Annotated in this window: 31 protein-coding genes and 1 pseudogene; 20 read left to right on the top strand and 12 right to left on the bottom strand. The window is 63.0% G+C overall.

Features of this window, described 5'->3' with window-relative positions:
• Positions 1–42: 42 nt before the first annotated feature.
• Positions 43–1,568: pseudogene (locus IEV67_RS19175) on the bottom strand (type I restriction-modification system subunit M).
• 236 nt (positions 1,569–1,804) lie between these two features.
• On the opposite strand from IEV67_RS19175, the gene IEV67_RS09745 reads away from it, so the two are divergent.
• The 11 genes from IEV67_RS09745 to IEV67_RS09795 all read left to right on the top strand — a co-directional run bounded on the left by IEV67_RS09745 (position 1,805) and on the right by IEV67_RS09795 (position 8,554).
• Positions 1,805–2,593 (top strand): hypothetical protein, encoded by a 789-nt coding sequence (locus IEV67_RS09745; protein ID WP_188436405.1) that lies wholly within the window; start codon positions 1,805–1,807, stop codon positions 2,591–2,593.
• Positions 2,594–3,021: 428 nt separating this feature from the next.
• Positions 3,022–3,633, top strand: coding sequence for a hypothetical protein (locus IEV67_RS09750; protein ID WP_188436406.1), 612 nt, complete (start codon positions 3,022–3,024; stop codon positions 3,631–3,633).
• The gene (locus tag IEV67_RS09755) at positions 3,621–4,109 is read left to right on the top strand and encodes a hypothetical protein (RefSeq protein WP_229702995.1); all 489 of its coding nucleotides are present in this window, start codon (positions 3,621–3,623) and stop codon (positions 4,107–4,109) included. Before IEV67_RS09750 ends, IEV67_RS09755 begins: the two co-directional genes overlap by 13 nt.
• An 82-nt stretch (positions 4,110–4,191) precedes the next feature.
• Entirely contained in the window at positions 4,192–4,557 is a 366-nt protein-coding gene (locus tag IEV67_RS09760) for a DUF898 family protein (protein WP_229702997.1), read from the top strand.
• Between the two features lie 274 nt (positions 4,558–4,831).
• Positions 4,832–5,140 carry a helix-turn-helix domain-containing protein gene (locus tag IEV67_RS09765; protein ID WP_188436408.1) on the top strand — a complete coding sequence of 103 codons (309 nt, stop codon included), beginning with the start codon at positions 4,832–4,834 and terminating at the stop codon, positions 5,138–5,140.
• A gap of 252 nt (positions 5,141–5,392) precedes the next feature.
• Entirely contained in the window at positions 5,393–5,866 is a 474-nt protein-coding gene (locus tag IEV67_RS09770) for a PASTA domain-containing protein (protein WP_188436409.1), read from the top strand.
• 65 nt (positions 5,867–5,931) lie between these two features.
• Positions 5,932–6,318: a hypothetical protein gene (locus IEV67_RS09775; protein ID WP_188436410.1), complete on the top strand. Its 387-nt coding sequence runs from the start codon at positions 5,932–5,934 to the stop codon at positions 6,316–6,318.
• Between the two features lie 7 nt (positions 6,319–6,325).
• Entirely contained in the window at positions 6,326–6,667 is a 342-nt protein-coding gene (locus IEV67_RS09780) for a hypothetical protein (RefSeq protein WP_306440987.1), read from the top strand.
• Between the two features lie 69 nt (positions 6,668–6,736).
• Positions 6,737–7,276 (top strand): hypothetical protein, encoded by a 540-nt coding sequence (locus tag IEV67_RS09785; RefSeq protein WP_229702999.1) that lies wholly within the window; start codon positions 6,737–6,739, stop codon positions 7,274–7,276.
• A 239-nt stretch (positions 7,277–7,515) separates the two neighbouring features.
• A complete protein-coding gene (locus IEV67_RS09790; protein WP_188436411.1) occupies positions 7,516–7,893 on the top strand; it encodes a hypothetical protein in 378 nt (125 codons plus the stop codon).
• Positions 7,883–8,554: an RES family NAD+ phosphorylase gene (locus IEV67_RS09795; protein WP_188436412.1), complete on the top strand. Its 672-nt coding sequence runs from the start codon at positions 7,883–7,885 to the stop codon at positions 8,552–8,554. The genes IEV67_RS09790 and IEV67_RS09795 overlap by 11 nt, the downstream gene beginning before the upstream one ends.
• 29 nt (positions 8,555–8,583) lie before the next feature.
• On the opposite strand, the gene IEV67_RS09800 is transcribed toward IEV67_RS09795, so the two are convergent.
• A complete protein-coding gene (locus tag IEV67_RS09800) occupies positions 8,584–8,841 on the bottom strand; it encodes a helix-turn-helix domain-containing protein (protein WP_188436413.1) in 258 nt (85 codons plus the stop codon).
• 71 nt (positions 8,842–8,912) lie between these two features.
• On the opposite strand from IEV67_RS09800, the gene IEV67_RS09805 reads away from it, so the two are divergent.
• Together IEV67_RS09805 and IEV67_RS09810 are read left to right on the top strand one after the other, a co-directional pair.
• Entirely contained in the window at positions 8,913–9,266 is a 354-nt protein-coding gene (locus IEV67_RS09805; RefSeq protein WP_188436414.1) for a hypothetical protein, read from the top strand.
• 4 nt (positions 9,267–9,270) lie between these two features.
• Entirely contained in the window at positions 9,271–10,386 is a 1,116-nt protein-coding gene (locus IEV67_RS09810) for a hypothetical protein (RefSeq protein ID WP_188436415.1), read from the top strand.
• A gap of 61 nt (positions 10,387–10,447) precedes the next feature.
• Here the strand turns inward: IEV67_RS09810 and IEV67_RS09815 are convergent, their stop codons facing one another.
• Complete coding sequence (locus tag IEV67_RS09815; protein WP_229703001.1) at positions 10,448–10,873, bottom strand: hypothetical protein; 426 nt, start codon at positions 10,871–10,873, stop codon at positions 10,448–10,450.
• Positions 10,874–11,120: 247 nt separating this feature from the next.
• Here IEV67_RS09815 and IEV67_RS09820 point away from each other — a divergent pair, with 247 nt between their 5' ends.
• Positions 11,121–11,408 carry a hypothetical protein gene (locus IEV67_RS09820; protein ID WP_188436416.1) on the top strand — a complete coding sequence of 96 codons (288 nt, stop codon included), beginning with the start codon at positions 11,121–11,123 and terminating at the stop codon, positions 11,406–11,408.
• A 133-nt stretch (positions 11,409–11,541) separates the two neighbouring features.
• Here IEV67_RS09820 and IEV67_RS09825 read toward each other — a convergent pair whose 3' ends face one another.
• From IEV67_RS09825 to IEV67_RS09835, 3 genes are all read right to left on the bottom strand, one after another.
• Positions 11,542–12,306 (bottom strand): DUF4839 domain-containing protein, encoded by a 765-nt coding sequence (locus IEV67_RS09825; protein WP_188436417.1) that lies wholly within the window; start codon positions 12,304–12,306, stop codon positions 11,542–11,544.
• Positions 12,307–12,412: 106 nt separating this feature from the next.
• Positions 12,413–12,706 (bottom strand): hypothetical protein, encoded by a 294-nt coding sequence (locus IEV67_RS09830; protein ID WP_188436418.1) that lies wholly within the window; start codon positions 12,704–12,706, stop codon positions 12,413–12,415.
• Between the two features lie 41 nt (positions 12,707–12,747).
• Entirely contained in the window at positions 12,748–13,101 is a 354-nt protein-coding gene (locus IEV67_RS09835; RefSeq protein WP_188436419.1) for a histone-like nucleoid-structuring protein Lsr2, read from the bottom strand.
• Positions 13,102–13,264: 163 nt separating this feature from the next.
• On the opposite strand from IEV67_RS09835, the gene IEV67_RS09840 reads away from it, so the two are divergent.
• From IEV67_RS09840 to IEV67_RS09855, 4 genes are all read left to right on the top strand, one after another.
• On the top strand, positions 13,265–13,483 hold the full coding sequence (locus tag IEV67_RS09840; RefSeq protein WP_229703003.1) for a PLD nuclease N-terminal domain-containing protein: 219 nt from the start codon (positions 13,265–13,267) through the stop codon (positions 13,481–13,483).
• A gap of 258 nt (positions 13,484–13,741) precedes the next feature.
• Positions 13,742–14,323 carry a hypothetical protein gene (locus IEV67_RS09845; RefSeq protein ID WP_188436420.1) on the top strand — a complete coding sequence of 194 codons (582 nt, stop codon included), beginning with the start codon at positions 13,742–13,744 and terminating at the stop codon, positions 14,321–14,323.
• Positions 14,323–14,850: an RNA polymerase sigma factor gene (locus IEV67_RS09850; protein ID WP_188436421.1), complete on the top strand. Its 528-nt coding sequence runs from the start codon at positions 14,323–14,325 to the stop codon at positions 14,848–14,850. The genes IEV67_RS09845 and IEV67_RS09850 overlap by 1 nt, the downstream gene beginning before the upstream one ends.
• Positions 14,847–16,169, top strand: a complete 1,323-nt coding sequence (locus IEV67_RS09855) for a S8 family serine peptidase (RefSeq protein ID WP_306440988.1) — start codon at positions 14,847–14,849, stop codon at positions 16,167–16,169. Before IEV67_RS09850 ends, IEV67_RS09855 begins: the two co-directional genes overlap by 4 nt.
• Positions 16,170–16,217: 48 nt before the next feature.
• On the opposite strand, the gene IEV67_RS09860 is transcribed toward IEV67_RS09855, so the two are convergent.
• Entirely contained in the window at positions 16,218–16,844 is a 627-nt protein-coding gene (locus IEV67_RS09860) for a uracil-DNA glycosylase (protein WP_188436422.1), read from the bottom strand.
• A 125-nt stretch (positions 16,845–16,969) separates the two neighbouring features.
• Positions 16,970–17,797, bottom strand: a complete 828-nt coding sequence (locus IEV67_RS09865) for a restriction endonuclease (protein ID WP_188436423.1) — start codon at positions 17,795–17,797, stop codon at positions 16,970–16,972.
• 191 nt (positions 17,798–17,988) lie between these two features.
• Here IEV67_RS09865 and IEV67_RS09870 point away from each other — a divergent pair, with 191 nt between their 5' ends.
• The gene (locus IEV67_RS09870) at positions 17,989–18,498 is read left to right on the top strand and encodes a hypothetical protein (protein ID WP_188436424.1); all 510 of its coding nucleotides are present in this window, start codon (positions 17,989–17,991) and stop codon (positions 18,496–18,498) included.
• Between the two features lie 604 nt (positions 18,499–19,102).
• The gene (locus IEV67_RS09875) at positions 19,103–20,194 is read left to right on the top strand and encodes a hypothetical protein (protein ID WP_188436425.1); all 1,092 of its coding nucleotides are present in this window, start codon (positions 19,103–19,105) and stop codon (positions 20,192–20,194) included.
• Between the two features lie 80 nt (positions 20,195–20,274).
• On the opposite strand, the gene IEV67_RS09880 is transcribed toward IEV67_RS09875, so the two are convergent.
• The 4 genes from IEV67_RS09880 to mobC all read right to left on the bottom strand — a co-directional run bounded on the left by IEV67_RS09880 (position 20,275) and on the right by mobC (position 24,968).
• On the bottom strand, positions 20,275–21,519 hold the full coding sequence (locus tag IEV67_RS09880; RefSeq protein WP_188436426.1) for a hypothetical protein: 1,245 nt from the start codon (positions 21,517–21,519) through the stop codon (positions 20,275–20,277).
• 439 nt (positions 21,520–21,958) lie between these two features.
• Positions 21,959–22,774, bottom strand: coding sequence for a metallophosphoesterase (locus IEV67_RS09885; protein ID WP_229703005.1), 816 nt, complete (start codon positions 22,772–22,774; stop codon positions 21,959–21,961).
• 285 nt (positions 22,775–23,059) lie between these two features.
• Entirely contained in the window at positions 23,060–24,448 is a 1,389-nt protein-coding gene (locus IEV67_RS09890) for a relaxase/mobilization nuclease domain-containing protein (RefSeq protein ID WP_229703007.1), read from the bottom strand.
• A 1-nt stretch (position 24,449) separates the two neighbouring features.
• The gene (gene mobC / locus IEV67_RS09895) at positions 24,450–24,968 is read right to left on the bottom strand and encodes a plasmid mobilization relaxosome protein MobC (RefSeq protein ID WP_188436429.1); all 519 of its coding nucleotides are present in this window, start codon (positions 24,966–24,968) and stop codon (positions 24,450–24,452) included.
• Positions 24,969–24,988 lie beyond the last annotated feature (20 nt).

Raw genomic sequence — 24,988 nt, forward strand, 5'->3', positions numbered from 1 at the left:
CTCGGTTCGAAGAGGTCTCCGAGCTCCGCCGTGCGCCACCCCTCACGCATCGAAGCCCGCCTCCTTCAGCCGCACATCCAACGCGGCACGCGCAATATCCATCGCTGCCTGCGCGTCACGCAGCGCAGCCAGCGCCGCATCCACGTCCGCCTCGGCGCGAGTCTCGGTCTGGATATACCGACCGATGTTCAGGTCGTAGTCGAACGCGCGGATCTTCTCCCGGCGCACGAGCTGCAGCGCAAGGCCCCCGTCACCATCTATGTCCTCACCGCGCTTGTACGCCGCGTCAATGGCGTCGACGTCGTCGTCGCTGAGCGTGTTCTGGTTCTTGCCGGGCTTGTATCTGGAGCGTGCGTCGATGAACAGCACGTGCTTCTCTCGCTCGACGCTCTTCTGCGCGCGGAAGATCAGCAGGCACACCGGGATCGAGGTTGAGTAGAAGAGGTTGTTCGGAAGCCCGATCACCGCCTCGAGCTTGTCCTGCTCGATCACCCACTGCCGCATCTCGGCCTCGCGGCCGCCGCGGAAGAGCACGCCGTGCGGCATCACGACGCCCACGCGTCCGGTGCCCTCCTTCATGGTCGAGAGCATGTGCTGGATCCACGCCCAATCACCGTTCTTCGCCGGCGGGACGATGCCGCCCAGGGCTCGCTTGTAGCGATCCTTCGCCCAGGTCGATGCCGGCCAGTTGTCCAGCGAGAACGGGGGGTTGGCGATCACGACATCGAACTTCCGCAGGCGTCCGGCGTCGTCCTTGAGCTTCGGGTCACGGAACGTGTCGCCCCGCTTGATCTCGAAGTCCTCCACGCCGTGCAGGTAGAGGTTCATCCGCGCGATGCCGCGGTGGTGAGGTTCTGCTCCTGGCCGTACAGGAACAGCGACCTGGGGTTGCCGCCGGCGAGCTTCACGGCTTCGGTCGTCTCCACGAGCATGCCCGCAGAGCCGCAGGCGGGGTCACACACGGAGTCACCTGTCTGCGGGTCCAGGATCTTCACGAGCAGGTGCACGACGTGCCGCGGGGTGAAGAACTCGCCGGCCTTCTTCCCGGATGCCTCAGCGAACTCGCGCAGCAGGTACTCGTATGCCGAGCCCAGCATGTCGCCGGAGATGTGGTTGGGATCCAGCGTCAGCTTGTCGAAGACCTGCATGAGCGCACGGAGCGCGGACTGGGGGATGCGCTCCTGGTTGGACCAGTTCACGTCCCCGAAGACCCCGGCGAGCTTGCCCGGGTTCGCCTCCTGGATGGCGACGAGGGCCTTGTTCAGTGCCTTGCCACTGTTCTTCGTGACCTCGAACGTGTCGTCCCAGTGAGAGCCTTCGGGGATGACGAAGGCCTGGTAGTCCTCGTCCTCGAACTCCTGCGACCATTCGTCGCCCAGGTCGTCAAGCGCCTGCTCGTGGTGGAAGTCGTAGACGTCGCTGATCCACTTGTAGAAGAGCACCGGGAACACGTACGCCTTGAAGTCGCCTGGATCGACCGGGCCACGGAGTGCATTCGCAGCTCCCCAGAGAGCCCGCTCGAGCTCTCGCTGCGTGAGGTGGTCAGGGTTCGCAGGCGCGAGTGTCATCGGGTCTCCTTCTCGAGTGCGTGGCGCCTTAGCGGGTCACTCGATCCCTACCGTATCGGCCGGCGACACCGGCGCGGCGAACGCGTCTATCGGAATGCACTGCGTTGATCCACGGATGCTCTGAGCGTGTCGTTTGATCAGCCACCGAGCGTTCGGCAGACGACCGTTTGTTGATCGGTTGTCTGGCGACCGGATGCTCATCGCAAGCTCGGACGCACCGGCGATAGTCTCGGGCCATGCCTGACGAGAGCAAGAAATATATCTTTACCCCCGTCATCCTTATCGTAGGGGTGCTGTCCTCGTTGGTGACCATCGTGGTGGCGGTGGTTCAGTCCGGGGAACGGATCAACGAGAATGCGGTATGGGCGCTGTGGGCCTCCATCGTGCTGCTCATCATCGGCGTGATGATTCTCGGCGCGCGTCTCGCAGGCGCGAAAGCAGCAGCAGAAGGAGCGACAGCAGAGGCCACCGCCGCGCGCTCTGACGGGGAGCAGACGAAGGCGGACGCAGTTGCGGCGATCGGTAGGGAGCGTACGGAGGCCACACGAGCGAGGAAGGCGGCCGAGGACGCGAGTGCGGCTCTAGAGGATCTACGGAATTCGGCCCAGGTGGCCGCCAAGACCGCGCTCGGAGAGCAAGATCGCTCCCTTGCACAGACGCTCTACGCTTACGCGTCGGATCCGGCGACGCTCACGGAGCTCGCGGAGTTTTTCGCGTACCAGATCCCGAGGCGGCTAGTTCGGCAGATCGAGGAGCTCTCGCGGCTGCCGCTCACCCGTGCGGCGCACGACGCGGAATTGGAAGAGCAATTCAATGGCTTGGTGGAAGCCGCTGCGGCGTGGTTGCGGCTGTTCGCAGAAGTCGCATCGGCAGATGGTGACGACATGTACAGCACGCGCCTCACAGAGTGGGTCTCGCAGCCGGGGTACAAGCAGCATATGGCGCTCTCCGACAAGCTCGGTGCCCTTGGCGACGACCTGCGCGACAAGCTGATGGGCTATCAGAAGTACTACGCGTCGCTCTAGTTCGTCGTGTGCTCGCCGTCTGCTCGAGCGCATCCCGGCCCTAAGGCCTATGGTCTCCGGCACGCAGCGCGTCACGCAGTACAACAAGGAAGTCGGGCAGCCACGGGGGCGGGCAGATCAACCCGAAACGGCTCGAGGCAACGCAGCTCGACGACGGGCTCAGCTTGCTCGACCAGAAGCAGGAGAACGTCCACGCTAGCGCCGTTGGCTTGGCCGAATGGGATGGGCTCGCAGTCACGCTCGCACTTCGGGCGCGGCCTGTACTGATCATTGCAGGCACCGGCTCCGTCGGTCATGGCTCTATGCAATCACCTCGACACGACAAACACGTCGATCCGCACGAGACGCTCCAGCCGCATCGGAATCGCGGACGCCGCTACTCAACTTCACACGCCGGCCGATAGTACTAACGACACGAAGGGGACCCCATGTACTTCAAGTCTTCTGCCCTCGGGGCAGTGGCTCTGATCGGCGCGCTGATCTTCACCGGCTGCGCAGCCGAGCCCACCTCCGCAGCGCCCGAGGCGACCACAACGCCCGCTGCTGAGACCGAGGCCCCCGCGCCCGAAGTCGCCGCCGGCGACGTGCTCACGCCTGAGCAGGTCGAGGAGCTGAAGAAGGCCGGCGAGATCATCGCCGGCTACCCAGTGGGCGACCAGCTCATCGCTGTGAAGTGGGGCGAGCCGTTCCCCGATGCTGTGCGTCAGGCTTCGAACGCCTCGGTGAACGCTGCGGTCGGACCTGAGCACGGCCACGGCGTCTCCGATGACCAGACTGAGCAACAGTTTCGGTTGGTCGATGTACTCTCTGCAGAGGCTGAGAAGCTTGGTGGGATCAGTCTCGCCGCGGTCCAATGCGCCATGAGCTTCTCGACGACCACGAACTCCTTCCAGCCCACATGGGCCGTTTCGGAGCCTGATCCAGCAGGTGCGTACAGCTCCTATCAAGAAGCCATCGACACCGTCGAGGCTTGGCAGGGCGGGACGCAGACCGGCAAGCGGATGTACGTCGTCGTCAACAACCTCGGGTGCGCACAGTGAGCTCGTCGGCATCGAAGTCGGGTGAACCGCTAACCCTGGGAGAGATCCGAGAGTCGAGAGGCGGCTTCGCGGCCACCTTTGACGACGCCGATCGCGCGAAGTTCGGCGTCGAGGCCGACACGAGAGACTGCGGTGTCCGCGCTATCGCGATCGTCACCGGCCGCGACTATCCCGACGTACGCGACTCGATCACCGCTGACCTCAAGCGGCGGCGTATCCGCAAGGACGACGAGTCCGTGGATTCGGCACTGAGAGCAGATACCGTCCTCAACGCTCTCGGCTCTGGGTGGGAGTACTGCGAGGAGTCCCACACGTTCCATGCCGAGATCCTGCGCAAGGCCAGAACTCGAACCCTGATCGTCTTCATCGACGACCACTTCAGCGCAGTCGTCGACGGCACGATCCGCGACACCCGAGATCACAGCGGCTCAGAGGTGTCAGTTCAGGGCTATTTCCGCCGCGCCAACGCCAGCTGACCCACCATTCTCACACACCCATCCGGCACGCCACTCCGACGAGCCGGACAAGCCTGCACCCGTGCAGCACGAAAGGAACACCTTGTCCGTACAGAACGACAACGTCGCGATCGCCCCGAACGCATCACGTCTGCCTCACCTCCAGTTCGGCTTCACCGGCGGCGCCGCCGGTTGGCTCGGGATCGGCATCGCCGGCTTCTTCGTCACGGTCTTCACCCTGGGCATCTGCTACCCGTGGGCGATCGTGATGACGTATCGCTGGAAGACGAAGCACACCTGGATCAACGGCCAGCGCCTGCGCTTCACGGGCTCGGCTCCGGGCCTATTTGGCCACTGGATCAAATGGCTGTTGCTGTGCATCATCACGATCGGCATCTACGGCTTCTGGGTGTACCCGCGTCTGCAGAAGTGGATCGTCGAGCACCAGGAGCTCGACCCGACCAGCTGACGCTGTGTTCAACCAACGCCGCCCGGCAGCACATCATGTGCGTCGCCGGGCGGTGTTGGTCATCTGCTGGAGGACGACTCCTTGGAGGGCAGCGCGTACGCCTCGTTACAGGCCACGCATACGTAGCCACCCTTGACGTCGCGGAGCACCGTGCCGCATCGGGGGCATTTCGGCTGCATCGCGAACTGATCGAAGGCGGCTGCATCCTGCATCCGCCCAGCGTACGTCGCTGCCAGGAGTCGCAATGGATTCGTACGACTGATTGGATGAATCTGTGGCACACAGCTGGTCGACGTACCTCAACGAGATCACACAGCACGCGACGGGGTCTTCGGTTGCCCGACGCCTGAACGTGTCCGGCTCCAAGGTCGGCTACTGGCGCCGCGGCGATCGACCACCGACGCCGAGTGAGGCTGCGCACGTCGCGCGCACATACGGCCGTAGCCCCCTCGAAGGGCTAGTCGCCGCCGGCTACCTCGCCGTGGACGATATCTCCGATGACATCTCTATCGTCTATCCCGCTCTCGCCGATTACAGCGACGTCGAGTTGGTCGAGGAGATGCTCCGACGCGCCAAGGGGTGACGCACCTCTCACGCAGCCGAGTCTCGCTTCGCACCCTCGTCGCATAGCTGCGGACCTTCGTTCCAGTAGAGTCTCGACGTGCGCGTAACTCGTCCCCTCGCTGTCGCTCTGCTGACTGTTGCTCTGTCTGTCGGAGCGGGGTCCTGCTCTACCCAGTCGCTGCTGCCGAGCGAGACGCCGTCTACGCCGGCTACCGCGCAACCAGAGCCCTCTTCGACGCCCACGCCCTCCGAGTCTGCTCAGCAGAGCATCGTGCCCGATGTGATCGGCATGAATGCCGCTCAGGCAATCGATGCGGTCGAGCTGATGGGTCTGGAGGTCGATCTCGATGGCGGCCGCCGACCGGTGATCATCAAGAAAAACTGGACGGTCACGGCGAGCGACCCTGCGCCGGAGTCATTGGTCGAGTTCGGAAGCACGGTGGTTCTCACCGTCGAGAAGATCGACGAAGACGCTGACAAAGAGCAGACCCTGCGAGAGACCGACGAGGGCCTCACCAAAGCGATGGCCGTGGTGATCTGCACGCGCGCGGGCGAGCAGCAATTCCCGTACGGCTTCGACATGAAGAGCTTCGGTGCTCACCTCGAGGTCCGGCACGATGAGATCTATATCGACAGCGAAGTCGAGGTCACCAACGAGGCGAATGCCGCGCGCGCAACGAACATGGAGTGCACCGTCAGCGGTACTGACGATAAGCCGACGCTCGAGGACTTCCTGGTCTACTGACCTGCCCGGCGATGCTCTGATCGCGCTGGCGTTCCCGCAGCCTCGCACCGCGGTATAACTGACCCATGAGACCCGTGCGTATCGCCATCATCACCGCCACAAGCGCCGTGCTCGCGATCACGCTCACCGGGTGCTCCGGGCCTTCGCTCGAGGCGAGCTGCACGGCGTTGATCAGCGGTGCGACGAAGTCTGTGCTGACGGTGAGGAACCTGCTCACCAGCGACCCGATCGGAGCGACCAGCATCGAAACTGCTGCCGCAGAGGTGGAGGATCACATCGATCCGCTGCGTGAGATCACCATGGACCAGGAGGTCTCACCGCTGCGCGACTCGCTCGTGGCCGACGCGGACACGATCCTCGTCGCCGTCCGCGCACTCAACCTCGACAACATCACTCTCACTCTGCAGAACATGGAGAAGACTGCGGTGGACATCGACCTTGCGTGCAGGTGACGGGAGCATGCAGATGGACATTCACGAGATCACGCGTGAGCTCAATGCCTCCCTCGGACCCACGCTCGTCTCATCGCTGGCCGGTTCGAAAGATCGCAAGCTGCCAATCCGCTGGGCCAAGGACGACGGTCCGGAGCCCCGCCCTGATGCCACGCGCCGACTCACGTTCGCGCACCGTCAGTGGACGCTCCTGGCCGCAGCCGATGGCGAGCATGTCGCACGTCAGTGGTTCATCGGCGGAAACCCCCGCCTGAGAGAGAACACCCCTATCACCGCGATCCGCGAGGATCGTCACAGTGAGGTCGCAGATGCGGTGGAGTCCTTCATCGCCGGGGCCGTTGACGAGTGACGCTCACGCGACACTGCGCGTCCACAGGGCTTCGGATCTCGTGCAAGACCACTCAGGAAGGAGCGTCCTATGGTTCAGCGAGTATCGCCCTCCGAGGATGAAGTTCGCAATGCGCTGGAGGTATTGATCGCCGCCGACTTTGGGGTGATCGTTCGAGTGCTTCAGCGAGAACCTAAGCTGGCCAGTGGCTTCTTCGACAGGATGCGCCGTGCGATGGACTCTCTCGGTGATGAGGACGTATTGACACCAACACGCTCCTCAGCATCAGGCCCCGGTCCCACCACCGCTGAGATCGTCGACGACCTGCGCGTCGCCCTAGGCGCAAAGCTGGTGGCGTACATCGCGCGCGTCTCCGACGCCCGGACGGTTCGCGAGTGGGCCGAAGCTACCCGCCGCCCGACATCCGCGACCGAAGAACGACTGCGCCTGGCGCACCGCGTTGCGACTCTCATCGGCCAGAGCGAAGTCGACGCTGTTGTGCCCACCTGGTTCCAGGGAATGAACCCTCACCTCGCTGACCGTTCGCCGGCTCGCGTGCTGCACGAGGACCCGTTCGAGGAAGCCGGTTCCCGAGTGCTCGCTGCGGCGTCCGCCTTCGTCGGCGAGTAGAGCTGTTCCGCAAGACTGCGTGCATTTTTTGGGCGCAATTCTTTCGTACTTTTACCAGCTATCAGGCGTACACCGGCAACGCACATGATCTGCTCGTACACAGGAGTACACCGAGTACACAGAAGTACACAAGAACTCACCGATCTCAGTCGCGCCGAGCAGTGAGCACTGCCGCCACCCCGGTCAAAACATGGGTCATATCCAGTGACATTATGTGGCATCCGCGCTAAACTGGCTCCATGACCAATGTGATGGATCGCCCGATTCGCCGGAGTGCGCACGGCCAAGCCGTCGTTGCAGCTATCCCCGAGGTGGTGAGCCGCCTGCGGACGGTGCTTGGACGCGACGTCGTAGCGGTGCTCACTGCACGGACGCCGCGTGCCGTCACCCGGTGGGTAGCGGGCGATGCCGAGCCGCCGGCACGCGAGGAAGATCTGCTGCGCGATGCCTTCCAGATCGCACAGGTGCTCAGCGAGGTCGAGCCGGACGAGGTCATCCGCGCCTGGTTCATGGGCATGAACCCCCAGCTCGGCGATGAGTCTCCGGTCGAGGCTCTGCGTGAGGGCCGCGTGCGCGATGCGATGGCTGCAGCTCGTGCGTTCGTGAATGCCGGCTGAGCCGCGCCTGGTCGACGCGCCAGATGCCCTCTGGCGCGTCGAACGCGCAACAACTGCACTTCGGTTCTCGAGGATCAGCCCACTCGATGCCGAGAACGACCGCGTCGGGAATCGGTTCGATGTTCCCGGTGGTGGCGTGCTCTACGCGGCCACCGATCCACAGGGTGCCTACGCTGAGACCATCGCACAGTTCCGCCTCTCGGCACTCGCACCCGAGCTCGCCTCCGAAGGGTTGGAGCCAGGTCGTGTCCCTCCGGGCGCCGTATCGCGAGAGTGGCGGGCCTCGCGCAGGCTCCGAAAACTCCAGCTCGCGGACCCCAGACCATTCATCGACATCGACGCCGTGGTCACGCACACCTTCCTAACCCAACAAGCAGGCGATGTGCTGCGGACGCTCGGTCTGGCGAACCTCGACATCGGTCTCGTGCGAGGATCCAGCAGGACTCTCACTCGCGCCCTGGCCGGCTGGGCCTACACGCGAGTCGACGACGATGGTCTGGGTCTCTATAGCGGCATCCGCTACAGCTCCCGCATCGGGTCGCAGGAATGCTGGGCCGTCTTCGACGGCACTGGTGTTCGCCTCGTGGATGAGGTCGACATCGAACCAGACGACGAAGCACTGAACGCAGTTGCTGCCGAGATGGGCATCAACATCTACTGACGTCCGGTGCTGACCTCAAGGAAGTCGTCTCAACGCTCCCGCTCCAGCCCGAACATCTCTGAGCTCACGCCATCCAGCAGCGCGCCTGCTTCAACCTCTAGTGCCTCAGCGATGCGCACAAGCGAGTGCACGCTCATCAGCGCCCGTCCGGACTCGTAGCTGCGGATGTTCGACGAGTCGATCCGGCTGGCCACGGCCAACTGGTCGACGGTCATCGAACGTGCTGCGCGCGCTGCGCTGATCCGGGATCCGATGTGAGCAGCGGCAGCTGATGGGGTGCGGGGCATGATCTGAGGGTACTCGTACCACCCGGCTGACAGCGATCACTCGATGTCCCCGCCGCCGATATGGTGTGGACATGAAGCCTCTCCTCCCGACCTCCATCGGCGGTCTCGCGCTCGGTGTCGTCGTTGTCAGCATCGCGGTATCGAGCTGGCCGAAGTCGTATTCGTTCCTCGCCGCCGACCCGACTCCGAACATCGTCGGCCTCACCATCGGAAGCGCGCTGATCTCGATCGGCGTGCTCGCGGCACTCCTGTATATGCACGCCGAGGCCGTGGGCTCGAACATGGAAACGGCTCTGACGAACCATGAGAACCGTCTTCGCTTCGAGGAGCGGGAGCGCATCGAACGTGATGAGCGCATCCGCGTGCGCCAGGCTCGGCCGGAACCTACCGAACAAGACACGGCTGCGCTTTCCAGCGAAGGATGATCACATGCAGCTCGAGATCACCAGCACGCCGCGTGATACACACGTGTGGGCGCCGACGGCGCAGGATGCTGACCACCTGCGCCGCGAGCTGACCGAGTCCGGATTCCTGGTTCTCGACGCCAACCCGTGGGGGCTGAACCAAGAGAGCCTCTTTCCCGAGGGCGAGCACCTCGAGTTCGACCCTGAACGCATCTTCGACGTCACTATCGGCGCTGATGCGAATGCGACGCTGCAAGCGATCGTCGACTCTGGGCACACCCTCATCTGGCACCGCTGGCAGACCCGGCTCTCCCGGAAGGTCTGGGGGGTGAACGTGGCGATACCAGCCCGTGGCAGACGGCGCCCCGCTGACATCGAGAGGGCAGAGCACTTCGGTCTCAAGGTCCGCGGTAGTCGCGACCTCGGGCTGAGGATGTCGCGCGACACCTACGCCCGGATCAACAAGCGCTCGTCGGCACCGCGCCGGCACAGCGACGATGACCCCGAGCTCTCGGACGCGTTCGACTCTGTGCCCGACGAATCCGTGCCCGACGACCCCGTGTCCGACGACCCCGAGCGCAAAATCCTCTTTGACGAGTGGTGCGCTGCTCATCAGAAGCGGGCGCTCACGAACTTCGACCTCAACATGGCCCACTTCGCCTCCCTCGATCACGGCGAGTTCGAGCAGGCGCTGCAGCACGCCATCTCCGGCCGGCGGAAGTTCACCGAAGTGACGGATCTCACCCTGTGGGATGGTGTGCCTGGGCTCTACATCATGGTGCTCGACGAGTACCGTCAGGCCTACGTCGGTGCAACCGATCATCCCGGCGGCATCATGGCCCGCATCAGGCAGCACTGGGCCGGGACGAAATCCTTCGACCGGTTGATCTGGGGTGGTGTGGAGTCATCCATCCTTTCGATCGATAGTTTTCGCGCCCTCGATACCACCCGCATTTTCGCGGTCAAGACTTCGAGTTCATTCGACGGCGAGAACACGCTGCTTGACCGCTTCCCGCCGAAGTTCATGCTCAACCGCATCATCGGCGGCCGGGACGCAGTGAATCTCGCCGGCCTCCTCGGCGTCGACAAGGTCATGAAGCTGCGCGATTTCGCGGCACCGCCGACTGACGTATTCGACTAGAAGTGAACGAAAGAGCCGCCCCGACGGCGTCGTCGAAGCGGCTCTGATGTGCAGCCGGAAGCTACTCCTGGCCGAGTCGGACCGTCGTGGTCACGCCCTGCACGGTGACGTCGTAGCTGAGCTCGCCACCTTCGTAGGTGAATGTCTTCGTCTCGTCGCTCGATGCGAGCAGCGCGGACTTGGTCTTCGTGGTGTCGTTGACCGAGTCGAATGAGGACGACTCTCCTTCAGCGGGGACCTCGACCGATCCCGCCCAGTACAGCGCCTCGGTGTCGCCGGCGTCTGCGACCCAGAACACCTCGATGGTGTCGGCGGTGATCGTGGCCTTCTGCCAGTGCTCGGGGTCGTCGGAGTTGGTCTGCTTCCACTCGCCCTCGAGGCTCACGGGCTCCGGTGCTTCTTCGACGACCTCTTCGACCTGCTCGGTCTCAGGCGACTTGTCAGTGCCCGACGACGAACCGGACGATTCAGGGGACGAGCAGCCCACTGCGCTGATGCCGAGGAGTGCGAGAAGCGCGACGGTCGCGCCAATCTTGGCTGCTGTGCTGTTCCTTTGTTGCCTCTCAAAGCAATGTGATTACCGGTGCTGAGATTAGCAGCGGGGTCCGACGGGCACGGTATAACTGAGCTATGCCCCCTGCGCGTATCGCCGTCCTGTCTGCTGCTGCGTGTGCGCTGCTCGCGATCACCCTCACCGGCTGTTCCGGACCCACTCTTGAGGCGAGCTGCACGGCGTGTTGATCAGCGGTGCGAAGAAGTCCCTGCTGACGGTGTCGAACCTAGTCGCGAGCGACGATATCGGCGCAACCACCATCGAAGCTGCTGCCGCTGAGGTCGAGGGCTACATCGAGCCGCTGCGGGAGATGGACATGAATGGGGAGATCGCGCCTCTTCGGGAGGCGCTCATGGCCGACGCTGACACGCTGCTGGTCGCCGTTCGCGCGTTCAATCTCGACAACATCACTCTCACTCTGCAGAACATGCAGAAGACCGCGGTGGATGTCGATCTTGCTTGTCGGTGAGATTCGCCGACCCGAAGCGGCTGACGCTTGATAAATTTATCAGCGCGTCGATCGGTTGATAAATTTATCAGCCTCACTCTTCGTACTCTTCGGGGACGTCACCGCTCGCAGGCAGCGGACCTTCGGCTCAGCGTCAGAGCACTCGCGTTTCCACAGGCTCGAGCTGGAACAGCATGTTGTTCGGGTCGTACTCTCCGACGCGGACGATCACGTGCACGTTCGTGCCCACTCCGATGGTGTCGGGCACATCGCCTGTCAGGTTCAGGTCGCTCGTGATGTTCACGTCGCGGAACTGGAAGGTCGGTCCGCCGTTTGAGTGCGTCTCGCTGTAGTCGCCGTTGACGATCAGGATGTCGTAGCGGGTCGTGTACCCGTCGTGGTTGTTCATCGCCCCGATCGCCCCATCGAACTCGATCAGCTGCCCGGCGTATTTCTGGGCGAACGCTTCCGAAGCTGGCACGCTGTCGGGGCTGGTGAGAAGGGCAGCAAGGTCAGGGCTGCTCGCGATCGTCAACGGAGTGTCCACAGCGGGGGCGGCACTGGATACATCGGAGGGCTCGTCCGACGGCTCTTCCGAAGGCTCGGATGATGGCTCGTCGCTGGGCGCAGCGGCGCTGGCGCTCGGGGATTCCTTGGGCTCAGCTGCGCCACTGCTCAGAACGCTACCGATCACGATGATGATCGCGATGACGACGAGCACGCCGCCGATGATCGCGTACATTCGCCAAGGCGTCTTCGGCTTGGGCCGGCGGAACACCAGCTGGGTGCGGATCCTTCCAGGAGTCTGGCTGATGAGCTCCCAGCCGTCGGCCTCCCACTTCGCGATGGACTTGGCCTCCGTGCCGCGCAATGTCTGGACGGTGTGAGTCTCGTACTGCACGTCGGTGTCAGCTGTCATGGTGCTCCCGTCTAGGACCCCGAGAGAACACCTCACTGCGGGTCATCGCGAGTATATCGGCGCGCAGACGGCGAGCACTGCCCGTCCCGAGGGATCAGGAGCGGGCCTAGCCGACGGGTACCGGAGCAAGCGAGTACAGGAACAGGCTCAGAAGCGAAGGTCCGACGGTGGCAAAGATCAGCACGCCGGACGCGATCAGGAACCCGGCGAGACTGAGCGTCGTTCCTCGGAGATGCTCGTCCTCGCGTACGGAACGCCGAGACGCGAGTGCGAGCGCGATCGAAGCTACTGCCGTGATCGTTGCCCCCAGCCAGAATTGAGTCGTCAAGACAGCGACGATCGCGAGAGCGAGGCTCGCTACGGCTTTGCGATCAATGTGGGCACGCACTTCGGTGTCCATGACTGCCTCCCGAGTTGGCTCGCTCATGCTCTGTCGCAGGCTCAGTGCGCAGCGTCGTACGCCTGCAGCACCGTCTCCGGCACGCGGCCGCGGTCCGAGACCTTGTGCCCGTGCGCGTTCGCCCAGACGCGGATCGCGGCGAGGTCGCGCTTCGGCCTGGATCCCGTACTTGAACGCCGGCTGTCACGAGCGCGCCCGGTGCCAGAGCTCGCCACGCGTCGCGCTGCCGAGATCCAGGGGTCGAGCTTCTCGCGGAACTCGGCGGCGTTCTTCTCGGACAGGTCCAGCTCATAGGAGACCCCGTTGAGCGAGAACGTGATCGTCTCGCCGGCGCCGGTCTCGAGGACTTCCCCGTCAAGGTCATCGACGAGCTGATGAACGATTCTGCGTGCCATGTCGATGAACGTACCAGGCACTTCAGCTAAGCGCAGATCGTCCGCGTGAAGGTGCAGCGTTGTTCGAGGCCGTTTCCATGCTGGGTCACAGAAATCAAGAGGGCTTGGAGTGGCTTCCAGCGTCACCTAAACTCTCGGAAATCAGGCTTACACGGAGGGCACCATGTTTGAGATCTACCCGATGGATGCGTTGTGGTCGCTGGCGGGCGTTCCGCTCATTCTGGGGCTGGCAATCGTCGCCCTCGTCCAGATTCATCGATCAAGCCATTCCGCCGGAACCAAGATCCTCTGGTCAATCACCGTGATTGTCCTACCCGTCGTAGGTTCACTGGTGTGGTTCGTTTTCGGAACGCGACGAGCAGCGGAGAGGGCTGCGGACTAGATACCGTCCACAGCCCCCGCAGAATATTCAACTGTCGGTTGGCTGGCGTATCCCGACATCGGACCGCGCTGTTGATGAGTGCAGGAACTGTAAGTAGCCGGAACTGTAAGTAATCATGCGCCCGCGTTCTCCGCTGACAGGTTTGGTGAGACTCCGACATGTTCGTGCAAAAGAGCATCAGCGCTCTTTCTCCATCGATGCAACACATCGCCCAGAATCGGACATGAGCAGTAGTGAACGGATCATCGGAGGAATCTCATGGACGACACACAGCTCAACCGACTGCTCACTCCACGCGACAGTTGGGCGGACTCACCCGAGCTTCTCGACGCGATGCTCGAGCGGATCGCGACCAACGCGGCCGACGAGCACGCACGTCCCCGGCGCCGGCGCCGCGGTGCACGTATTGCCGCGGTGGTGGGAGCGCTGCTGGGCGTGGGCGTTCTTGCGACGGCTGCGACCGTATGGGTCGCGCCGAACTTCACCCCGGACGTCGTCATCCCGATCTCGTATGTCACCGACCAGGGAACCCCTGTCGAGTGCACGTACTCGCTCGCGATCAGTTCCTGGCAAGGCACAAACGTCACCGAGGCCAAAGAGTGGATCTCCTCTCATGACTGGACCAGGATCGGTCAGCGAGGATATGACCTCGGCCAGGCGAACCCGGTCAACGTCGGAGATCCGGATGTTGATCCTGAGCTCACACAGGAGGATCTGGATCGAGTTACCGTCTCCACGGGAATCTCGACCGTGGTCGTCGACGAGATTCCGGCTGAGCTTCTCGACGGTGTCGGCGTGGGAACGTCAGGCACATCGACGTGCGAATGGGTGCGTCACTGATGCCCGGGCATCCCGACGAGTCGGTCGAGGCCTTGGAATGGATGTGGAGCGAAGACACGCTCGACCTGCCTCGCCTGATCGAGGGGAGCAAGCGGGCTCTGTTCGCGTACTTCGCCCGCCGCGTGGTGTCCACGGACGATGCTGCTGATCTCACCAGCGAGGTTCTGCTGACGATGTGGCGCAAGGTCGATTCGATGCCGTCGGAACCTGTCGAAGCGCGTATGTGGGCGTTCGGCATCGCACGGAACGTGCTCGCGAACCACCGCCGCGGTATTGCACGCCGACGCAAGCTGAGCGAGCGTCTCAAGGGCGAGGCTCTCGTCAGCGGCGACGAGCGGCCCGTGCGCGACGACGTCTGGGAGGCACTGCGCGCACTGTCCGAAACCGACCGAGAGATCATTCAGCTCGTCCACTGGGATGGGTTCTCCCTCGTAGACGCAGCGAAGATACTCGGGAAGAAGCCGGCAACAGTGCGCAGCAGGTACTCCAGGGCGCGGGCAAAGCTCCGCGCGGATCTGACGCCGTGATCGAACACAAGCCCGGTGGATGGGGGCCCAAACTGGCCGCTACGACTCTTCCCGCGGTTCTCGCGCTGGCGCTGACGCTTGTCGGCGCCAGCGCGGCGCCGACCCCCTCACCAACACCGACTGCGCCGGAGGATCCCGTGCGTGCCGCCGAGTTCTGGTTGGATACCGCGAGCGTCCGCGATGCGTGGCAGATCTCCCGTGGCGCAGGCCAGACGATCGCGGTGCTCGACACGGGCATCGGCCGCGGTCCTGCGGTCTTTGAAGGAGTGACGGGCGGCGCGGACTTCTCCGGTGTCGGTTCCAGCGACGGGCGTACCCCGGTGGGCGTGATCGATCGCGAGCACGGCTCGCTCGTCGCTTCGGTCGCCGCCGGCCGGCCAGGGCCCGGGGACACCGGCATGATCGGCGTCGCTCCGGAAGCCAACCTGCTCTCGGTGTCTCTGGGCTTTCCCGGGTCGTCCTCCACCGTGCCGTTCGTACAGCAGGTGGCAGACAGCATCGTGTGGGCAGTGGACAACGGTGCCGATGTCATCAACCTCTCGTTCACGACCAACACACGCGACTGGCACGAGAGCTGGGACGAAGCGTTCCTCTACGCCTACGACCATGACGTCATCGTCGTGACTGCCGCGGGGAACCGCGGGAGCGGTACCGATGTCGTCGGTGCGCCGGCAACGATCCCGGGTGTGCTCGCCGTGGCAGGTGTGGACAGGGACGGTATTGCCAGTGAAGAGGCCTCGACACAAGGGATCACCATCGGCGTCTCTGCACCCAGCGAGGAACTCATCGGGGTCACATCGGACGGGGCTGTCGTCGGTTGGAACGGAACGAGCGCTGCGGCGCCGATCGTGGCAGGCGTGGCTGCTCTCGTGCGCGGGGCGCACCCCGAGCTCGACGCCGGTGAAGTCATCAACCGCATCCTTCAAACGGCGGACCCATTCGGCGCGGCAAACGCGTCGGATCCGATCTATGGACACGGCATCATCAACGCCTACGAAGCAGTGGTGGCAGATGTTCCCGTAGCGAGCACGAACCCGGCCGACCAGCTCCGCGAATGGGTGCGCCTATATCGTCGCGCCGAGGCGGAGGTAGTGCCTGACCCGGAGGTCACACCCGTCGAGATACAGCCCCTGCCACCACCAGACAGCGCGACGGAAGCGTCCCCGCTGCTGCCGAGTCGCGACACTCTGCTCCACGGAACGATCCCTCTGATCGCCCTCACTGTGCCCTCAGTCATGATCGGGCTCGGAGTATCCGCCGCTGTCAGGCTCAAACGGCGATCGCGTCTCGAGAACTCCGCTGTCACCAGGAGTGATTGAGAAGATGCGTCCTGTTGCGTGGTACATCGCGCGCCGATGTGCGCAACCTCAGCCGAGTATTGCCGCCGCCACCTCGTGGAACGCCTCACGCCGCCGCCTCACGCGCGCAGCTCTCTGCTCAAGATCGCGCACGAACAGTGCCTGCGGTGATGGGTGGAGCGTCCGCACTACGGTGAGACCCCGCTCACCCTCGATGCTCGGCGCGACCCTCTGCAACCTGCGCCAGGCGCGTTCGGCGTCCTTGCCTTGGAGGAGCACCACCTCGAGGTTGGGTGCGAGCTCCAGCAGGTGCAGGATCGTCCCGACTCCGGCATCCAGCTCTGCCGCCTTGGGTGCGCGGTTGATGTACCAGGGGTAGGCGTTCCACGGGAGCAGCTCGTACGGTGACAGACCCGCCTGCTCCAGCAGCACTGCCTGCAGTTCTGCGCTGCCGTCGTTGTTCTCGACGCAGATGAAGCCGCTGCCGGTCTCGTCCTGCGTCGCAGGACCGGGGTCGCGCAGGATGCTCAGCACGCGTGCCTCGACTCCGCCGTGGATCGGCGCAACGTAGGGCGCCCAGCCACGACCGATCTCGCGCAGCTCGTCGACGTACTCGTTGACGGGTGCGATGTGCGGCGCATAGCGATCGTCCCACTGCTGCTGTCGAAACGCTGGATTGACCATCCGTCTGGGCATGGGACTGACGGTATCAGCGTGCTATCGCGGTCGAAGTTTCATCGCGATGAGTCCATCGGTGGATCATTGCGACGAGCGGGTCAACTCCGCGTCAGCCTCGCTCACGTCGTCCGGTGCAATGGGTCTCAGAGATGAATCCCGTGCTCTTTCATGTCCGCAGCCAGCGTGTCCATCGCCATTAGCCGGCCCTCCGTGGCGACATACCTGAACAATGCGATGCTGGCTTGCTCTGCGAACGCAATGGATCCCGATGCGTACGTGCCCGATGTGAAGAACGCCGCAGGTCTGCCGTCAACAGCAGCCACGCCGCCGAGCTGACGCAAGTCGGCGACTCCGACAGAGCGATTCGGGGCGTAGTTCTTGACCTGCGCGATGACCGCCTCCGACGCCACGTCGATTCCGCCATCACCCACGTACTGCGTCACGACGGCATCGTGCGCGCCCAGATATCGCAGCCAGTGAGCGACCAGATGTTCCGCACCGTTGTCAGACACGCCAAATCGCTGCGGCGGCGGCTCTGCCGCGTACACACCAATGACTTTGTCCAGCTCTACTGGTGTTGTGACAGGGCGGCCAGCCCGTGCGCGAAGCTCCTCAATCGCCGCGTTATCCGCGGCACGACGCAGGTGGGTTTCCCAGTCCTGTTGGGTGTGCGCCCAGTAGGGCACGTAGTGCGGGTCGTCGAATTCCGGCCGTTCCGGGATATCGCTCCACGCATCGATCTCTGGAAAGTCTCGCCATCGGAGTTCTTCGCCGGCTTCCGGCAAAGGGGCGATACGCCCGACCCGTCGTCCGAACGCTTCAGCGTGCTGGATCTCCCTCGGAAAACGCTGATCACCACGAAGCTCGTGCTCTACGCGCAACGCGACCCAGGCCAACCTGGCCGCTTCAAAGTTGTACGGCTCGTTGTTCCTGGTTCGATCGCGCGTGCGACGTTCGGGTGCTGGCTCCATGGTGGCTCTTCTCGTTGTCTAGAGCCATTCTGTCGTCAAGGAGGATCGCCTGCGCTGTCGCACCTCGTCGAACACCCACAGATCTCCCGCGCAGCCTGACATCACTTGAGAGAGCCGCCTGGACACGACGCCGGGCGGCTCTTTCGTGCGCCCAAAAACCACACCTCGACTCCCGAAAGGAGCACCTCGCCATGACCGTCATCTACTCCACGAGCGAGCACGACACCGCCGAGATCACTGAGCTACGCCAGGCGATCAACGACAGCGACAATACGTTCTCGAAGCTCGAGCGGGCACACCGCCTGGAGCAGCGCGAGCGGATGGATCGCTACGACGCTCTGCTGGCCGCCGGCAGGCCGTCGTTCCCGACCCCTGGGCACCTCGAGGCGTTCGACCAGGTGGCCGCTCTCGTTCACGAGGACACCAGCTACGGAGATCACCTCGGCTGCCCCACGGATGCCGACATACTGGCGGGCCGAGCTCTGCCGAAGAGCGTTCACTTCGCTGCGGCCTCCGGCAGAGTGAACGTCTACGCAGGTGCCCCACGCAAGGCTCGCCGTGGAGATCACGCCTGGCAGTTCACCGATGCGGATATCGATGCGCTCCGCGCCGAGCTCCGGCAGCGATCGCTCAAGATCCTCTCCCAGTGGATCCACGAGGACGGCGTCGCCTTCATCGTCGCCTCAAACAGGCCTGCCTGAAATCGGGATCTTTGGGGAGCTGAGAGATACCCCGCCCAGACGGAAGGGCGCAAGAGCAGGGCATCCCACTGAGACTGCCCCAGTCTCGGCTCCCCAGCGAGAGATCGCGACAGCACCCGTCGCAATCTCGCCCAATAAGAATGCCCTGACGATGCGTGCGGCACAAGGGTCAAGTCGCTTCGTGAATTCAGGATTGCCGGGTTGCTGATTGTCAAGCGAAAAGAACGCTTACTGCTCGTATCTGTGCACTTCTGCTGATCCGCGTGTTAATCTCAACTCAGCCCCATCTCACTTCAAGGGGTGGGTTTTCTACCACGGATAATCACAGTTATCAGAACTATCGGCGCATACCCCGTTTTTCCGATTGAGGGCACAGTGGAGGTTTGGCATCCAATGGCTGATCGAGTGAGTCTTGTGAACGACACCCGTGCCGCCAGTTCAGGCAGTCTCGCTCCAGTAGGCAGGTGAAGCTTCCTGAGCCACAGGGCTTGTCGCGCTAGCTGCGACAAGGCGCGCGGGAAGGTTCGAGTGCTGCTCAGGCTCCCCAGATGTCAACGGACGCGCTTTGAGTGCATCCCTCCTGATCTTTGACATAGTCGGGTATGTGCCCGACTTCCACACTCTCAACGCTCGTGACAACTCACTCGTTCATTGGATCTACTCGCAGTTCGCGCGCTCCGATGCAAGTGCGTTTCGCACCGCCATCCAAACCGAGGCAGAGAATCTACGGGGACTACTGGCATCCCGATCCGTGCGATACGACGATCTGAAATCGGCACTCGTTCCAACGCGGGACGGTCGCCAGGTGGTTTTCCTTTACGACTGGCTCGACGATCCCTCGCTCAACTACGCAGTCGCGTTTGCGAAGCTCTATCTGCCTCACCTCCGTAAGACGCTGAGAACCAGCATGCTTCACGGCGACTTGCACGACTTCGGCGGTCCGATCCCGATACAAAGCTTGGACAATGAACTCGTGCGATCAGGGCCCGGGGCGCTGAACTGGCGAACTCACTACGCCGTGTACTTCACGAATCTTCGAGACGATGACGTCACTACACTGCACGAGGCCTTAGTCGAAGTGCCGCGTTATCGCGGTTACATCGACGTGTCCCGGGAAGGTCCTGTACGCGACTACCTCGACCGCACAGTCGCCCATGAATGGGTGATGACAGATGACAAGATTCTGCTCGATCACGGCGGCGACGAACCATACGTTTCAGACCAGGATCCAGTTGGATTCGATCTGCAGGCTTTCGGCTATCAGGTGGTGAGCGTGATCGACTTCTATTTCGCTGCCTTCTTGTCGTACAAAATCGAGGCGCAGGACGCCTTCCAGGCGTCCGAGGATCGTGATCTAACATTGGCGGCGGCCACGGGCGCGTGGCTTGACGTTGACGCCGCCTCGGTTGTTGTGCCACCGGAAAAGCTTGTGAAGTACCTCTTACGCGATGAGGGCAAGCTTCGGTTGATGACGAGCATCGGGTTGCAAGATGTCACGGCTGACGAACTCGCGAAGATCATCAAAGCGAAGATGTCGCAGAGCTACCTGTACGACTTCCGGGATGCCCCCGATGGAGCGTCAGTGTTCGCCGTCTCTGCTGAGTTCGAGAAGGTCGACGGTGGAAGCGTTCGTCGGCTGTTGGCCCTCAAATATGACAAGGGAGCGGATGCGATCAGCCTCGTCAGCATGTACTGAATCTGTGCTGATCTCGGACCGTCGTGTGGGGGTGAACTATGGCGTCGGGGTCCGTCGCACGGCTGGCCAACAACTTAGCTTCAGTCTGATGCTTGCCGTTCGTCGCTCTGAAACTCTGGCTTAGAAGTAGTCCTGGTTCCATCTTCGTCCAGCATTCGCACGACGTATCCCGCCGTCCGCTCAGCGTGGGTCAGCGGTCTTGGAGGCGTCAGGGTGAAGCTCACCCCAGGTGCGACTTGAATCCATCCCGTAGGGTCCTCAGCAATCGAGGAAGCGGTGTCGATCAGCGCTGGGAGCAGGGTGAGCAAGTCTTCCAGTCGGCTAATGACCGCCGATCCGTAGCGGTCGGGCGCCTTCGTCCTGTTCACCAAGGCTGCAGCATCCTTGTCTGCGACCACAACGTCGCAATAGGGAATCGCGATGCTCAGCGCATCAATATCGCGGAGCATGTTCCAGCTCCAGCTTCTGTGTGAGTCACGAACGATCTCCAGCTTCAGCTCGGCGGCAATGCGCAATGTCGGGACACGTTCTACGAATGAGACGATTCGCTGGCGTGACTTGACTCCGTCTGCGACCGGACTGATTGCGGACAGCGAAAGGCGATACTCATGGAACAACGAGATCAAAAGATCGAGGTACTCATGGCTGAGTTCACGAGCCAACAGCCATACGCGGAGCTCGGTTCGAGATGGACGCGGATGCTCGAGCAGTCGCTCTTCTAGTAGCTCCTCCCACGCGAGGCGGTTCCCCTCAGCTGTCTCGTGAGCGCGGGGAGGTCGATAACCGTACTCGGCAAGAAGCGGCAGATCTTCGTCCGCCGGCCCGGCCAACATCTCAGTCTCCGCGTACTGATTGATGTGACGTAACCACACCGGGTCAACTGATGACACAACCCGACCGGTCTGGTCGAGTGCGCGAAGGAACGCGTGCTTGCCTCGAAACGCCCAACTGACACCAATCCCCAGGGGATTTGTCTTCTTGGGGCGGAAGGTCGGTCGTCCGACTGTTTCGTGGAGTGCAACAAGGAGCTGCTGGCGGACGAGGTCGTTCTGCCGACGCAACGTCCGCATCTGGCTCACTGTGGCCATGATGGTGGCGAGATCGCGTCGTTGGCGCGGATCAGCGATCCTCAGCGTCTCTTCGTAGTGAGTAGCAGAAAGCGGAAAGACAACGCCCGCCGCGCTCGCTTCGCGGATCGCCTCCAATACCTTGACGTCGGCTGCTACGCGCGGGCGCCCCGCGGCGGCCAGAGCCATACGAATCCACACCCACTGATCGAGATAGACAGTCGGGCGTTCTGTCCGCGCTTGGTTCGAGGTCGACACGGTTACATTCTGCGGGGGACCACAGACACAAGACCGATCGTGCCACGATTCTGTCTAGCTTCGATGCGTTCGATGCTCGGGCACTAGCGAAATGAATCGGGGTCTAAGCCGAGACGGCGGCGATTGCGGACACGGGCTTAACAGATCCGGCGTTCGTGCGTTCATAGATGACTTGCGCAATGGTGAGACCCTCGATCGCGCGAAGTAGCGCCGCGTACAGCTCAGATGGACGCCGGCGCCTTCCGGGCGCCGACACGTACCAAATACGAGCGGCTCTGCAAGTCGTCCCTCAGCACGGAATCGACGGAGCACTTGGGGTAGCGCATCTCGGGCACCAAAGGCGTCGACATGCCTCCGTCCTGGCTCGTTTTGGTGAATATTGAGTATCGGACTGGCCGGAGCTGATGATGGCTCGTGGAGCTATCGGATGCTGTCGCGATCAGCGCCAGCCGCGAATGTCGGCTAGAGGCAGTATCTCGAATGACAGGGTAGCCATGTCGAGCACTCCGGCATTCCCGGCGAACGTGTCCCGATCGAGGCTGACAACGCTTCGGCCGTCATCGCGCTCAAGATCACCGAATACGTGCATGTGACCGTGCATGTGCAGGTGGGGGAGCGCCGCGTCGGCCACGCGCTGTACTCGCTCTCGCTGGGCAGCAGATATGGCCAACGCCTCGGGAGGAAACTCGTGCGGGTTGTTCATCAGCAGCCTCTGCACCTCCGGTACCGCGGCTGTCGGCGACTCGTGCGTGAGCATGAGGTCGGCCGGGCCTCCCGTAATTGCGGCGGCCTCCATCCGTTCCGTGATGAGTTCCTCTTCGAACCAGTCCTTACCCGCGGTGCGAAAAGCCTTGTCGACGCTGGACGCGCCGCCGAGCGATAGCACCTCGCGTCCGGCGATCTTGAAACGAAACGGCCGGGAGAGGAGCCACACGACTTCGCTGACTCTGATCGCCATCCCGGGGGCGTTCTCCTGGGCCGCGGTGATGTGATCCCACTCTTCGTGGTTACCGAGCGTGACGAGCACTCGCTCAATGCCTGCGCGCTTCGACCAGTAGTCAACAGGATGCGTGCCGAGATGGCCGTGGTCGAAGCCGTAATCTCCAAGCTGAAGGATTGTGCGCAGCGATGGGGCATGTCGACGCATCGCTGGCAGCAGCGTCTGGATCCATCCCGCGTTGCCGTGGAGGTCGCCGACGACCCACACGCGCTTATCAGGGAGGTCGAATGTGTCGGCCGTCTCATGGATCTGCATCTACTCATCATGCCCATGAGTACGGACATCCGGCGGGGTGTCAAAAACACAGCATGAAACTGGAATGTCGCCGAAATTCGTGGGCGCCGCGTGGCCATATTATGGTCGGCGGCCGTTCATCGCTTGCGCGAAAATAGATGCTCTGTCCGCGTAGTGGCCACACGGGGACTAGAAAATGACCGGTTGAGGGGCACTTTCTGGACCTGGTCGCTCGAGTCCTCTCAGAGGGAGCGCACTGACCACGATATGGACACTCGAAGGCCCCTTTTCGCCCACCGCACAGCGCTAGTCGCCGACCCCTCTTTGTTTTTCGGGCCCGGGAAGCGCCGCCTCATCGAAGAGTTCGGGGAACCGCAGCCGCAACGGGCGAGGCCTGGGGGAGACCGCCCCAATCTCATCGGCGACAGTCTTCGTCCGTGCTGATCGCTCTTGCGCTACGTCGTGCGGAGCTTCCTCGAGCGACGTGGTCTCGGGTTCTGGATCGGGATCGGCGATCCGCGGCTGAGCTGTTTGAAGCTCAGACAGTCCGACTGTGCCCGGGACGGCAGAAGCCTTGCTGGGCGCGTGAGCCTCGACATCCGTCATCGCCTCGTCGTTCGACAGGGCCGCAGCCACCAGGCGCTGAGCGGCGGCACTTGCCTCCTGTGCCGCCTCGTCCAGAGCGATCCGCATACGATCCTTGGGGGACAGCCGGCGTTCAGTTGTGGTCTTCTGTGGCAAGGACACTTTCACCGCGTTGTTGCGAACGAACGTCGCCTCAACTTCGTCCATCTCGAAGGCCGTGCCGAGCGTGGTGCATCTGCGGCGATCGCTGGCCGTCGGTTCAGCGAGGGTACCGTCGGGCTCTTCGCGCAGCATCCCGTAGGAGATGCCCCGCCCACCCTTACCTCGCTGCTCGATATTCACCCCGCGGGTTCTTCCAATCTCGACGAAGCTGTCCCAGTCAACAGCGGCAGAGTCCGCCATAGTCTGCTCGATGCTGGACTTGAGCATCGTCAAGCTGAATGGCTCCTTCCGCCGGGTGCCGCCGAAATCGTCGATCAGCTCGCATTCGGCCACCCAGTGGACGTAGCGGTGGTACTCCCGCAGCTCGCTGCTTTGGACGGAGTCGGCTCCGCGCAGTGCGCTTGGCTCGCCGCGTTCCCGGCGTTCGGTGGCGTCGCTGAAGACCTTCTTGAGGTCTTCACGCTGCTCGAAACCCTGCTCTTCGAGCATGCGTTCGTGAGCTTCCACCAGCCGTGCGTGGCTGATGATGCTGCTATTGAGGCTGCGGCCTGTGCGTGTCTCGACAGAATTCACGACTAGGTGGTTGTGGACGCAGCCAGCACGTCCGTCTCTCTGCGTGACGACGAGCACGTGTCGCCCGGGGAAGCGATCTTCGGCGAGGGCTCTGCCGAGCTTCTGAGCGGTCATCCAGGCATCGGGATCGTCGGGATCCAGTTCGTCTTTCGCGAAGCTCTGGATGACGTGATACGCCTGTACGAAAGCGCCCTGTTTGTCCTTTCCCCATTTCTTCCGCACATCACGCATCTGGTGCTGAGCCACGGACACGAGCAGTCCGCCGACGCCGGACGCCATGACGTAGCGCTCGTCCCGCTGGTCTGGCTTGTCTTCGAGCGCGTAGCTGATCAGCGCGTCCGCAGATCGGGTCGAGCTCGCCACCACCACAGGCACGTTAGGCCGACCCTCGGGGTGGAAGTCCGTGCCCGGCGAGGACTGCGATCCGATGCTCGATATCGTCTGGCACAGCGCGCAGCTCGACGACTGCCTGCAGTGCCTCGGACAGCTCGCTCTGCGTGACCAGATCGCCACTGTTGATCCGCTTCGCGATCTGATTGAGGTTGCCGCCGATGCGCGCAATGTGGTTGCGCATAGGGGCAAGTTCGTAGCCGAGCCGGTCTGAGATCGCAGCCAGGCTCCAGGAGCTCGAAGAGGTGGCGTCCCGATCGATCAACAGCGCCCGGGCTTCCGCGTCCTCCACGGCGGGCTTGTCTGTTATGAGGAGCCGAAGAGCTTCGGAGAAGGTGACCTCTTCGAGGTCGCGTCCGGAGGATGTAGCCAACGCTCGCCGCACGTCTTCGACGGCTCGTTCCTCGTCGTCGCTGAACCGCAATGTGCGGCGCTTCGCGAAGTTGACGGCCTTCTTCCTCGACCGACGTGGCGGCGCTTCGCTTGCCTCGTTGGTCCTCGTCATCAGTCCGTCCCCTTCGCTCG

The organism is Microbacterium murale, assembly GCF_014635185.1.
Taxonomy (GTDB): Bacteria; Actinomycetota; Actinomycetes; order Actinomycetales; family Microbacteriaceae; genus Microbacterium; species Microbacterium murale.

Bases quoted from the DNA above. Each gene is read 5' to 3' on its own strand.
- IEV67_RS09745 (WP_188436405.1), top strand. From the start codon at position 1,805: ATGCCTGACGAGAGCAAGAAATATATCTTTACCCCCGTCATCCTTATC.
- IEV67_RS09750 (WP_188436406.1), top strand. From the start codon at position 3,022: ATGTACTTCAAGTCTTCTGCCCTCGGGGCAGTGGCTCTGATCGGCGCG.
- IEV67_RS09775 (WP_188436410.1), top strand. From the start codon at position 5,932: ATGAGACCCGTGCGTATCGCCATCATCACCGCCACAAGCGCCGTGCTC.
- IEV67_RS09780 (WP_306440987.1), top strand. From the start codon at position 6,326: ATGCAGATGGACATTCACGAGATCACGCGTGAGCTCAATGCCTCCCTC.
- IEV67_RS09785 (WP_229702999.1), top strand. From the start codon at position 6,737: ATGGTTCAGCGAGTATCGCCCTCCGAGGATGAAGTTCGCAATGCGCTG.
- IEV67_RS09790 (WP_188436411.1), top strand. From the start codon at position 7,516: ATGACCAATGTGATGGATCGCCCGATTCGCCGGAGTGCGCACGGCCAA.
- IEV67_RS09795 (WP_188436412.1), top strand. From the start codon at position 7,883: ATGCCGGCTGAGCCGCGCCTGGTCGACGCGCCAGATGCCCTCTGGCGC.
- IEV67_RS09800 (WP_188436413.1), bottom strand. From the start codon at position 8,841: ATGCCCCGCACCCCATCAGCTGCCGCTGCTCACATCGGATCCCGGATC.
- IEV67_RS09805 (WP_188436414.1), top strand. From the start codon at position 8,913: ATGAAGCCTCTCCTCCCGACCTCCATCGGCGGTCTCGCGCTCGGTGTC.
- IEV67_RS09810 (WP_188436415.1), top strand. From the start codon at position 9,271: ATGCAGCTCGAGATCACCAGCACGCCGCGTGATACACACGTGTGGGCG.
- IEV67_RS09825 (WP_188436417.1), bottom strand. From the start codon at position 12,306: ATGACAGCTGACACCGACGTGCAGTACGAGACTCACACCGTCCAGACA.
- IEV67_RS09830 (WP_188436418.1), bottom strand. From the start codon at position 12,706: ATGGACACCGAAGTGCGTGCCCACATTGATCGCAAAGCCGTAGCGAGC.
- IEV67_RS09835 (WP_188436419.1), bottom strand. From the start codon at position 13,101: ATGGCACGCAGAATCGTTCATCAGCTCGTCGATGACCTTGACGGGGAA.
- IEV67_RS09840 (WP_229703003.1), top strand. From the start codon at position 13,265: ATGTTTGAGATCTACCCGATGGATGCGTTGTGGTCGCTGGCGGGCGTT.
- IEV67_RS09845 (WP_188436420.1), top strand. From the start codon at position 13,742: ATGGACGACACACAGCTCAACCGACTGCTCACTCCACGCGACAGTTGG.
- IEV67_RS09850 (WP_188436421.1), top strand. From the start codon at position 14,323: ATGCCCGGGCATCCCGACGAGTCGGTCGAGGCCTTGGAATGGATGTGG.
- IEV67_RS09860 (WP_188436422.1), bottom strand. From the start codon at position 16,844: ATGCCCAGACGGATGGTCAATCCAGCGTTTCGACAGCAGCAGTGGGAC.
- IEV67_RS09865 (WP_188436423.1), bottom strand. From the start codon at position 17,797: ATGGAGCCAGCACCCGAACGTCGCACGCGCGATCGAACCAGGAACAAC.
- IEV67_RS09870 (WP_188436424.1), top strand. From the start codon at position 17,989: ATGACCGTCATCTACTCCACGAGCGAGCACGACACCGCCGAGATCACT.
- IEV67_RS09885 (WP_229703005.1), bottom strand. From the start codon at position 22,774: ATGCAGATCCATGAGACGGCCGACACATTCGACCTCCCTGATAAGCGC.
- mobC (WP_188436429.1), bottom strand. From the start codon at position 24,968: ATGACGAGGACCAACGAGGCAAGCGAAGCGCCGCCACGTCGGTCGAGG.